At 39.2% G+C, this 11,441-nt stretch carries 10 protein-coding genes; 6 read left to right on the forward strand and 4 right to left on the reverse strand.

The features are described 5' to 3' along the window. Positions 1-276: 276 nt before the first annotated feature. Both CD126_RS11310 and CD126_RS11315 read right to left on the reverse strand, forming a co-directional pair. Positions 277-1,806: a sodium:solute symporter family protein gene (locus CD126_RS11310; RefSeq protein ID WP_002473105.1), complete on the reverse strand. Its 1,530-nt coding sequence runs from the start codon at positions 1,804-1,806 to the stop codon at positions 277-279. Between the two features lie 18 nt (positions 1,807-1,824). Next, on the reverse strand, positions 1,825-2,706 hold the full coding sequence (locus CD126_RS11315) for an N-acetylneuraminate lyase (RefSeq protein WP_049408243.1): 882 nt from the start codon (positions 2,704-2,706) through the stop codon (positions 1,825-1,827). 217 nt (positions 2,707-2,923) lie between these two features. Between CD126_RS11315 and CD126_RS11320 the strand changes: the two genes are divergently transcribed. Further along, positions 2,924-3,796, forward strand: coding sequence for an ROK family protein (locus CD126_RS11320; protein ID WP_103370514.1), 873 nt, complete (start codon positions 2,924-2,926; stop codon positions 3,794-3,796). Positions 3,797-3,881: 85 nt separating this feature from the next. Here the strand turns inward: CD126_RS11320 and CD126_RS11325 are convergent, their stop codons facing one another. Then, positions 3,882-4,694: a MurR/RpiR family transcriptional regulator gene (locus CD126_RS11325; RefSeq protein ID WP_049408239.1), complete on the reverse strand. Its 813-nt coding sequence runs from the start codon at positions 4,692-4,694 to the stop codon at positions 3,882-3,884. 275 nt (positions 4,695-4,969) lie between these two features. Here CD126_RS11325 and CD126_RS11330 point away from each other — a divergent pair, with 275 nt between their 5' ends. Next, the gene (locus CD126_RS11330; protein ID WP_049408237.1) at positions 4,970-5,638 is read left to right on the forward strand and encodes an N-acetylmannosamine-6-phosphate 2-epimerase; all 669 of its coding nucleotides are present in this window, start codon (positions 4,970-4,972) and stop codon (positions 5,636-5,638) included. Positions 5,639-5,833: 195 nt separating this feature from the next. Here the strand turns inward: CD126_RS11330 and srtA are convergent, their stop codons facing one another. Then, positions 5,834-6,448 carry a class A sortase SrtA gene (gene srtA / locus CD126_RS11335; protein ID WP_049408235.1) on the reverse strand — a complete coding sequence of 205 codons (615 nt, stop codon included), beginning with the start codon at positions 6,446-6,448 and terminating at the stop codon, positions 5,834-5,836. A 172-nt stretch (positions 6,449-6,620) separates the two neighbouring features. Between srtA and CD126_RS11340 the strand changes: the two genes are divergently transcribed. The 4 genes from CD126_RS11340 (at position 6,621) to CD126_RS11355 (ending at position 11,356) form a co-directional block, all read left to right on the forward strand. Further along, positions 6,621-7,112: a GNAT family N-acetyltransferase gene (locus tag CD126_RS11340; RefSeq protein ID WP_049408233.1), complete on the forward strand. Its 492-nt coding sequence runs from the start codon at positions 6,621-6,623 to the stop codon at positions 7,110-7,112. A gap of 211 nt (positions 7,113-7,323) precedes the next feature. Next, complete coding sequence (locus CD126_RS11345; protein WP_049408231.1) at positions 7,324-8,487, forward strand: ArgE/DapE family deacylase; 1,164 nt, start codon at positions 7,324-7,326, stop codon at positions 8,485-8,487. 766 nt (positions 8,488-9,253) lie between these two features. Beyond that, a complete protein-coding gene (locus CD126_RS11350) occupies positions 9,254-9,640 on the forward strand; it encodes a hypothetical protein (RefSeq protein WP_049408229.1) in 387 nt (128 codons plus the stop codon). A 6-nt stretch (positions 9,641-9,646) separates the two neighbouring features. Next, positions 9,647-11,356: a helix-turn-helix domain-containing protein gene (locus CD126_RS11355; RefSeq protein WP_103370515.1), complete on the forward strand. Its 1,710-nt coding sequence runs from the start codon at positions 9,647-9,649 to the stop codon at positions 11,354-11,356. The last annotated feature ends 85 nt before the right edge of the window (positions 11,357-11,441 follow it).

Below are 11,441 nucleotides of genomic sequence, written 5' to 3' on the forward strand. Positions count from 1 at the left end.
TCTATATTCTTTAACTTAGACATAGTCATTATGTAAGCTCTTAAAGCACTATCTTTAAAACTATATATTATTTTCAATTCGCAGAAGATGATGTGACACGCTTGAGGGAGCTAGGCTGCAATAAAAATCCATTTTTTCGAGCTATTCTGAGCGAGAAAAAATTAGTTGAATGCAGCCCCCTAAGCAAGGGAACCATCATCTCAAGAATTGATTTAGTCATAATAAAATACCTCTAAAGCGAGTATTAGAACTAACTTTAGAGGTGTATTTAATCGATTAACCTTTTGTCTTAACTTTTGAAATGTAAGTGGATGGTTTGTCTTTGTCATAAATCGTCAAACCGGTAATATCTTTGGTTTTAACTGGTGTGAATAAGCTCACAACATAAGATATGATAAATGCGATCGTGAATGACATGATTGACACGTAGAATGGTGCGCTTGGATTACTTTTATCATTAAGTAAGTAAGCGACTAGGATACCTGCAATCAAGCCGACGATAACGCCGAATGTGTTTGTGCGTTTTGTAAAGATACCTACTGCAAAGATACCTGCGAGTGGTACACCGAAGAGACCTGTGATGAGTAGGAATAAGTCCCAAAGGTTGTTTGACTTCGCAAAGATGAGATACATGGACATGCCGTAACCGAAGAGGCCGGCAAGGATAATCATCAAACGTGCGAATTTCACTTCGTCTTTCTCTTTACCTTTACCGAAGAAACGGTGTTTGATATCGACTGAGATACAAGCTGAAATTGAGTTTAAGCTTGAGGAAATTGTCGATTGGGCTGCCGCAAAGATAGCCGCAACGAGTAAACCGCCTACAAATGGTGGCATTTGAGTTAAGATAAAGTATGGTACTACGGAAGATGTATTGAAATCTTTCGGTAATGTGCCTGCATGTTGATAGAAAGAGTATAGCATTGTACCCATACCGTAGAATAATGGTGCGGATAGAATGGCTAATAGTCCGTTTGTCCAAAGGGATTTACGTGTCTCTTTCATCGATTCAGAAGCTTGGTAACGTTGAACGACGTCTTGACTCGCTGTGTATTGATGCAAGTTGTTAAAAATGTTCCCAATAAAGATAATTGGAAAGGCTGCGCTTGCTGAGTTAATGACGAAGTTGTCTGCACTCAAGATCTTCTTGTGTTCCATTGCGTCGTGCCAAATTGTGCCGAAGTTACCGTGAATTTGAAGTGCGCCGAGTAAGATGATAAAGAAAGCACCACCAAGGAGGATGACACCTTGGATAAAGTCACTCCATACAACCCCTTCGAATCCACCTAGGAATGTATATAGAATACAGAGTACGCCGACGAGTGTTGCGACGATGTACGGGTTCATGTCTGAAACTGATGTAATCGCAAGTGTCGGTAAGTAAATAACAATAGCGACACGTCCTAAATGGAAGAGGACGAATAATAGTGAACCAATTAAACGAATACTTGGGCCAAAGCGTGCTTCTAAATATTCGTAAGCTGAAGTTACTCTTAACTTTTTAAAGAAAGGTACATAGAAGTAATTCAGAATTGGTACGATAGCGATAATCGTAATTGTACCTGCAACATAAGCCCAGTCAGTCAAGAAAGCCTTCTCTGGCGTGGACATAAATGTAATCGCGCTTAACGTTGTTGCGTAAATCGAGAAACCAACTACCCATGAAGGTAACTTACCTCCAGCGGTAAAGAAGCTATCTGTATCTTTACTCGCACGTTTCGTGAAGTAAGACCCAATTAATAACATTGCCACCAAGTAGACGATGACTGCTACCCAGTTCCATAACCCAAAACCAACTTGATGCATATTCCCACCCCCTTAATCTTATAAATGATATTGTTGTATTAATTTGTTCAAACGTTCTCTCTTATCGTCACTGAGTGGTTTCAATGGTCGTTTAGGCATACCACTCTCAATACCTCTTGAACCGAGGATTTCTTTCAGCGCTGGGTAGATACCAAGTTCTAACACTGTGCTGATAATGTCGTTTGTTTCGTTTTGAATGCGTAATGCTTCATGTACTTGACCTTGTTGAACAAGCTCGAAGATTTGACGTGCACGTTTACCGTTGATGTTGTATGTAGAACCAATGGCCCCGTCTACGCCTGTAACTGCTGCTTGAATCAACATTTCGTCAAAGCCTGAGAAGATGAGTTTGTCAGGGTACGTGTGACGTAAACGTTCAAGTAAGAAGAAATCAGGTGCTGTGTATTTTACGCCGATAATCTTGTCGTGAGTAAAAAGCTCATCGAATTGTTCGTTCGTAATGTTCACACCTGTTGAGCCAGGGTTCGCATAGATGATGAAATTATTTTGCGTTTCTTCAATCAATTTGAAGTAGTATTCTTTAATTTCATCAAAACTGAATGGATAGTAAAACGGTGTAACGGCTGAAATCGCGTCATAACCGAGTTCTGTCGCATATTTACCTAACTCAATCGCTTCGTTCATATCGAGTGCACCGATTTGTGCGATGAGTTTCACGTCGTCACTAACCGCTTCTTTCGCTATCTTGAAGATTTGTTTCTTCTGTTCTTTACTAATGAGGAAGTTCTCTCCTGAGCTTCCGTTAACGTAAAGTCCGTCCATACCTTCTGTTTCAATCGCATTACGTGCAATTTGTTTCAAACCTTCTTCAAGCACTTGGCCTTGTTCGTCGAAAGGTACGAGTAAAGCTGCATATAATCCTTTAAATCGTTCGTCCATCATTAATAACCTCCAGTATGATCTCAACTTCACAATATTCACAAATTCGTTGTTGTAGTTCTTTTGGCTGCTTTATACAATAAGAAAGTGATTTACAATTCAAATTGTAAACGCTACCATAAGGAGTATCAATATTATTTTGAAAATAAAAGTCATATTCATGACGATTCTGTGAAAATATTTTTCATTAAAACCAAATGGAGATGGAGGTCATACCATGGAGCGAATAGCGATAGATGTCGGTGGAACACATATCAAGGGAGGAATCATCGATACGAATCTCACGTTGAAAGACAAGATGAAGATTGAAACGCCTAACAATATCGATGCGAAGATTACGGATGCAGTCTTTGAACTTGCGCAACGTTACATAGACAAACATCATTTGATCCACCCACAAATCGGCATTTCAACAGCAGGTGTTGTCGATGAATCAGCGGGTCGCATCGTCTATACAGGTCCGACGATTCCTAACTTTAATGGCACCAATTTCAAGGCGTTGCTTGCCCCTTTTAGCAAGGATGTTCATGTATACAACGATGTGAACGCTGCCTTACTTGGCGAATTGAGTTTGTATGAGTATGACGCTAAGAATATTTTCTGTCTCACTTTAGGCACTGGAATAGGTGGCGCTTTCTACGATCAGCACTCAGGTTTATATAATGGCGCGAGAAACCGTGCCAATGAGATTGGATACTTACTCTATCGCTCTACTGATGAGACGACGTATGAGTTGCGAGGATCTGTGCGTGCGTTGAAACAACGTATGCAAGCACATCACTTTGAGTATGGTGATGATGTTATTAAATTGTTTGAACTTGCGATTGATGAGGGAGATTCGAAGGCACAAGAAATCTTAAATGCGTGGAGCGAAGATGTTGCCGAAGGAATTGCCCAAATTCAAATCCTTTATGATCCTGAGCTCATCCTGATTGGTGGAGGGATTTCATCTCAAGGCGAACGTCTCTTACGCTACATTACGCCAAAGGTTGCGCATTATCTTCCACCTGAATATGGCCATGCGCGCATACAGACGATGCAGACGCAGAACGATGCCGCATTGTATGGTGCGGTGGCACAATTTCAATAAGATATCAATTAACGCACGACAGTGGAACGCGTTTTATTCCACCTCGTGCGTTTTAGTTTGATAGTTAAAATGTTGTCAATCAAGGCTATACGTCACCCTTTTTATCCGCTAAAATCACTTCCGTCGTTTGACGATACAAGCCACGTAAGTAGTCATCTTCAAGGAGTAAATAACTGACGATGTCGACCAAGAACGACGTCGCAATTTGCGTATTCACAAAGTATGGATCATTAATGCGTTTCTGGTCTGTCGTTAACAGAACTAAGTCGGCAGATTGCGTGAGCGTACTCCCCTCGTAGTTGGTAATCGCGACGACAAAGGCACCCCGTGCTTTCGCGATGTTCGCTGCTGCTATCAGCTCTTTCGTCTCACCACTATTTGAGATGGCAACGAACGTATCGGACTTCGATAATAATGACGCGTGAATCTTCATCTGATGTGCATCCGTAGAGACATTCCCTTTCATGCCCATACGCATCGTACGATAGTAGAATTCGGTTGCTGACAAACCTGAACTGCCTAAGCCAGAATAAATAATTTGGCGACTGCGCTTTAACTGATTGACGAAACGCTGAATCTGTTTCTCCGAGACGAACTCTCCCGTCTGTTGAATCACGTTCTGATGATAGTTATGTATGCGTTGAATAAGTGGACTATTCTCGATCGGTTTCACCGTCTTCTCTTGTTGAAGACTGAATTTCATATCTTGAAAGTTCTCGTAATTGAGTTTATGCGCAAAGCGAGTGATTGTGGCAGGAGACGTATCGATGGCACTCGCAAGTGAATTAATCGTTGAGAAATCGTCTGTGAATTCCGTTTCTTCAATAAATGTGACAATATCTTTATCCTTCTTCGTCAGTAAATGACGATAGCGTTGTATACGATTCGCAAATTTCATTGCTTACTCTCCCCTTTGTGCAATTGCAGTAAAATGTTCATTTTTTAAAATTCGAACCGGTAAACTATTTGTCCGGCGCAGTCTTTGTTATTTCTCCACAATGGATGTCTCTCAGTATATATGAAAATATTTTTCACAACAACTAAAAGTATTGATTATTATTTTCCGAGTGTTATATTGAAAACAATGAGATAATCGGCTCACGCACCACCTCACAGGACGGACTATAAACTAGGGCGATCATCATCTAACTATACAAACTGGAGTGAAGAATTATGTTACCACAAGGGTTAATCGTTTCATGTCAGGCCTTACCTGACGAGCCATTACACTCTTCATTTATCATGTCTAAAATGGCACTTGCTGCTTACCAAGGGGGCGCAGTAGGTATTCGCGCCAACACGAAAGAAGATATTCAAGCGATTCAACAAGAAGTCAACTTACCGATCATCGGAATTGTGAAGCGCGATTATGAAGGTTCAAAGGTCTTTATCACTGCGACTTCTCAAGAAGTAGACGAATTGATTGAAAGTGGTTGCGAAGTCATTGCACTCGATGCGACGACACAAACGCGTCCGAAAGAATCATTGTCTGAGCTCGTAGCATATATCCGCGAACATGCGCCAAACGTAGAAATCATGGCTGACATTTCAACGTTAGAAGAAGCGAAACAAGCAGACGAACTCGGCTTTGATTACGTCGGTACTACATTACGTGGCTACACTGACTATACGAAAGGTCACATTCTTTACGAGGATAATTTCCAATTCTTGAAAGATGTGCTTGAAGCTGTAGATGCGAAAGTCATTGCGGAAGGTAACGTGATCACACCTGAGATGTTTGAAACCGTGTCCAACTTAGGTGTGCATTGCACAGTTGTAGGCGGTGCGATTACACGTCCGAAAGAGATTACGCAACGCTTTGTGAACGCACTTAAATCTTAAGAGACGTGCGATGTTACTGAAGTTAAAAGGGTCATCACTTTGACTACTTAACACCATTCAAATCAGTGATATTAAACAAGCCACTTCAATACTTATAATAAAAGACCTCTCAAATTAAGGTGACTAATGACTTATCGCCCTAATTTGAGAGGTCTAACTTTTTTCATGTTAAAAGACTACATACGTAAATCAACATTATGCAGCCTGTGCTTCAAAGATTTTACGTTTCTCCCATTGACCGGTTTGCTGATTATATTTATCGCACGTGATTAACGTCAATTGTTGTTTATCAGATTTATGCTCATCCAACACTTTTACATCGTCTGGATTCACATCATAAATCTTCGAAATCTTATACGTGCGCTTCTGCCCATCAATCGTTAAATACACCTTACTACCTTTATGTGCAGCAGGTAAATTCGTGAACTGATAGTGATCGCGGTCTGTAAAGGTATGCCCTGCAATCGCCACGTTCTGATCAGACATCGATTCATCTTTTTCTGCAAAGCTAACACCACGGTTCAGTTGTTCAGGTGTAGCAGGCCCTGGATAAACAGGCGTCTTAATTTCCGCATCTGGCACAGATATATACCCTGCCATTTTCGATGGATCTTTAGGTATTTGCGGTGTCGATTCCGATTTCTTCTCTTTGTGTTGTTTTTGATTATTTTTATCATAATGTTCAATCTTGTCTTCGTTATCCTTTTGAGTAAAATAATTATCGATATGTGGTTTCATAAACATGTAAATGGCCGCTAATATGAGAATAACGCCCACAAGTGTTAATAAACGGCTACCCCATTTCTTCATAGCTTTCCTCCGTTATGACAGATAGTAATTTAAGTCATAGTATATCATGTTATCCACCCTATTGTACGCAATATACACTCGAACTTTTTCAAATATCTTATGCTACACTTTAGTTATTATATGTAAAAGTCATTTTACCCCAACTATAAATATGAAAGAAGGTTAGACCTATATGATTCGCCCAATGACACAAGATGATCTGTTTGACGTAGTAGATATTTATAACTACGCAATTGAACACACGACGGCTGTCTATACCTATGAACCTGTTGATGAGATAGAACGACTGATTTGGTATGTCGAAAAAGAGCAGAAAGAAGAACCTATTATTGTTTATGAATCAGATGGGCACGTCTCTGGATTCGCGACATATGGAAGTTTCCGTGACTGGCCAGCATATCACTACACGGTTGAACATTCGATTTATGTTGATCCGAACTATCAAGGTCGAGGTGTGGCAACTCAGTTACTGACTGAGCTAATTCGTCTCGCACGTGAGTCTGGCTATCATACGATGGTCGCGGGTATTGATGCAGAGAATACGGCGAGCATTTCACTCCATCAGAAGTTCAATTTCCGTCATTGTGGCACGGTTACAGAAGTTGGTCACAAGTTTGGACGATGGCTCGACTTAGCGTTCTATCAGCTACATTTGGAAGAATGAGGGTTTTTCTGTGAGTATTGGTTTAGCAATTACGCGGTAGCTGTCTGCATTTGAGTAGGCTAGCGCTTACTCAAACGCTAGTCGTCCTCGCGGGGGCAAGACTACGAAATCAATAAATTGATTTCTGTCTTGCTCCCCCAAGTTAGGAAATTGCAGAAAAGTGGTATAACATAATGTATCACAATATTTTAACAATAAGGAGCATCACAATATGAGTGTATTTACTAACGAAGAGAAAGTACAGATTCTATCTGATGTCGTCGAAATTGAATCGGTGAATGATCATGAGAAAGATGTCGCTGAATACTTACAGAAACTTTTTAACAAACATGATATCCAATCTGAAATCATCAGTGTTAACGACTCAGATTCTCGTGCTAATCTCGTAGCTGAAATTGGTAATGGTAGCCCAGTACTAGGCGTTTCAGGACACATGGATGTAGTAACAACAGGCGATTTAGATAGCTGGAATTATGAACCGTTTAAACTTACAGAAGATGATGACGGTCGCCTTCACGGACGTGGTGCTGCTGATATGAAATCAGGTACAGTTGCACTCGCGCTCGCATTAATCGAGATTAAAGAAGCTGGCACTTTGAAGCAAGGCACGATTCGCTTCATGGCTACTGCGGGAGAAGAAATTACGAGTGCCGGCGCGAAAGATCTATATGAGAAAGGTTACATGGATGATGTAGACGCCCTACTTATCGCTGAACCGTCTCAAGATGGACTCGTTTACACACATAAAGGTACGATGGATATTCGCGTGACATCTAAAGGTAAATCTGCCCATAGTTCTATGCCAGAACTTGGCTTTAACGCCATTAACCCACTCGCTGATTTCATTCATTACTTAAACAAAGCTTATAGTAAAGTAGATGTTAAAAGTGACGTTCTCGGTACACCCACAATGAACGGTACAGTCATTAACGGTGGCGACCAAGTGAACTCTATTCCAGACCGCGCGGAAGCGTTATTCAATATGCGTACGATTCCAGAATATGATAATAAACGTTTCGAATCTTTATTTAATGAGGTCAAAGACCAAGTGGAAGAAACGAAAGGCGTCGATTTAACTGTTGAACCTTACGTTAATCGCGATCCAATTTCTACTACTGGTGACAGTGACTTTATTAAAATGACGCAATCATTAGCTGAATCTCATTTCAATCGTTCATTTGACTTAACTTCAACAACGGCGACAACCGACGCATCTTTCTTGATGAAAGATAAAGATGAACAATTTGGCTTTATCATGTTTGGTCCAGGTGAATCAGGCCAAGCGCACCAAGTTGATGAATATGTATCTAAAGACGTTTATACTCAATTTGTTGATTTCTATACGCAACTCTTCCCAAAATATTTAAATCAGTAAACAATGATAGCGGATGAATGGCGGAGCTTTTGAGCTCGAAATCATATAAGAGTTGAAATTTTGTCATTTGAAGATGTGAGTTAGTTTTAGTCGATTTATTGAAAAGATAAAGCGCGATAGCTAAGCTTTTGCTATATTGCGAATAAGTAGAACCGTGGACATAAGTGAATCGCGGTTCTACTTTTTTGTTTAATTGTGGCATTTTACTAACCTTGTATTAAGAAATTGACGCTCTTAAATATTTAAGAAATTTATTAAGAGAATAAACTTTTATTAATTTTCTGAATTTTGTGTTGTCAATTAACTCCCCTAGCTATATAATTAACTCATATAATGAGTGAGTTGTTTCTTCCGTTACTTACTTCATCACAGTTAAGTCATTCATACATTCACTTTATACGACTTCACTAGGAATGAACGACCATTCATTATACGAGACGTCTGTGAAAGCCAGGGTCATTTTCAATGCTCTGGCTGATTAGACGCTCAACATCCATAAACAGTTAATATTTTAAAATTTGATGCCTCTTTTTGCGACGCATAGTTATGACTTTTCAAAATTTAACTCTCGAAAAAGAACCTCTTCATTTTTTCACTCTAACCTTTCATTATTTTAAAAACACAAATCTCTAACCTCAAAAACTATAAAAATTTGAATGTTACAAACGCCTTACCTCGTAAATTTATCACGTATGAGATGATTTCCACATATTTCGTTTCTTCTACTATAAAATGTCTTGTAATACGTATTACAGGGGGATATACCATGCAAAAACCTACGTTGAGCATTCACGAACTACTTTCAACTGAGTTAGAACGTTGTATAAATGAAGTCATTATCTTATTCCCTTTAGCAGATCCATTAGCCCTTCACCTTAACGGAGCAAGAACGAATATTTATTCCGGAATTATCATTAACAATGGCGATATATATCAAGTAATAGAAGGCGTTAATGTAGTAGAGGTCCGCATTCCTCTCTCTATGCTATTGAAGAGAGAAGAGTCCACTTCGCACTGCTACTTTGATTACAATAAGATTTCATCACCTCGAGAGCTCAAATCTTTGATCTTACGTGATGTTGAGCAAAATACTGTTAACCGTGTGATTACTACTACAGCAGTCTTGAAGCTACTCGATTTCTTACTACTATAAGCAAAAGTGAACATCAATTCACCGTATTTACCAGAAATTACAACAGACTTACCTTTATTAAATAAGATACTTGAATTTACGAACGACCATATTTATGAAAGTGTTTCACCGAAGATGATTGCGAAAGAATTCTTTATTTCACAATCTTACATTTCGATTATCTTTGCGAAACATTTGAATATGAACTTTAAAACGTATGCGAATTCGTTAAAAATTGCACTCTCACTCAGAGATTTAATTGAGCCTGATATGCAAATTAGTGAGGTCGCAACGAAATATAATTTCCAAAACATCGCGACGTTTTCAAAGCAGTTTAAATACTTTTTACATGAACCGCCGAAACAGTTTGTCTTCCGCTACAAAGTGCTCGTCATCAGAACGAAGAATCCACTGATCGTTAAGGTAGCAAATTACGCGAGATTCGTCACGCTCATAGAGAGTTTCTCTCAGCATTCACAATCGAGTAATGTTGAAGAAATTGATCTCGACAATCTAGTAGAAAGCCGTTACATTCATCCGATAGACATGATGATTAAGGTGGACAATTTACACAAGCTGAAGTACTACACACAACGTATTGAGACAGGTTTAGATGCTGAAATTTTCCAACAACCTCATTTCATCATTCAAAACTTTAACGTTGAAGATGCCAATCACTTTAATACCTATGACAATATTCAGAGTTTAATTCGCTTATCCTCTAAACAAGGTCATGTGATACTCAAGATCAGTAAGGTGAATACGTACTATAGACTTGAAGAGAAATTGAAACAACTCATTTGGGGCGGCACTTTATCTAGTGAAGTGCTACGTCATCTCGTCATTCTCTTTGACAGTGAGAGTTTATCAGTGAAGACGATTTCGGTCATGCGTCGCCGAGCGATCGAATTATTCCCAGATTTGCAATTTGCGATGGTCATCGATTATTATTTATTCCATCACACGCAACAGGAATACTTTATCGATACATTGAAATCATTAGATTTGAAGTATTACTTTGTTGATTCAGATTTGAAGACGTTACATGACAAGCTTATTGAAATAGATGACAATTTCCATGTTGGCGATTCATTACGAGAAGCATTAATCCAATTTATTAACTTATTTGGTAAGGATAAAAAGAAAATGGTCTTCAGCCGGCTCACACATAGTACGCTAAGAGCTTATTTCCAATCGAAAGCAGAATCATCTTATACACTACCTGCGAAATTCTATATAGATCTCTGTCAGTATATTGGAGGCTTAGCATTCGATATGCAAAGCTCAGAGCGCGATGCAGTTAAATTACTCAATGCCTTTGAAAGCTATCGCCCTATCGTGCATATTTATAGTTTGCTTACACCATTTATCGGTAAACAAGTCATGTCTTTACCATATGGTTTAATGTATCAAAGTGATCAGAAATATCACGTTCTACTGTTTGGTGGTTACCGCTTTGATGAAGAATCTGATGTGTCACTCGTCGTGAAGATTCATCACGCATTTACACGTGACTTCTTACTGTTTACTCGTACGTTAAATAATACTTACGGTACGATTGATACGATCATTCAACCCCATCTACAAACGATGGAGCTAGATCCACAAATTGCGAAACACGTACACGAGTCAAACCACCCTAAAACTGAATTCGTACGTTACGAGTGGGCAAAGCCGCTTGAAATTCAACTTTCTTATCAAACATTAAAATATTTATCTATAACGACAATGACTTAAATAATAAGGGTCGAAAAGGTGTAATTGCCTTTTCGACCCTTAATTTATGAATATATAGATTGTAGTTACTTTTAATAAACTTAAT

Source organism: Staphylococcus pettenkoferi (assembly GCF_002902685.1).
Lineage (GTDB): Bacteria > Bacillota > Bacilli > Staphylococcales > Staphylococcaceae > Staphylococcus > Staphylococcus pettenkoferi.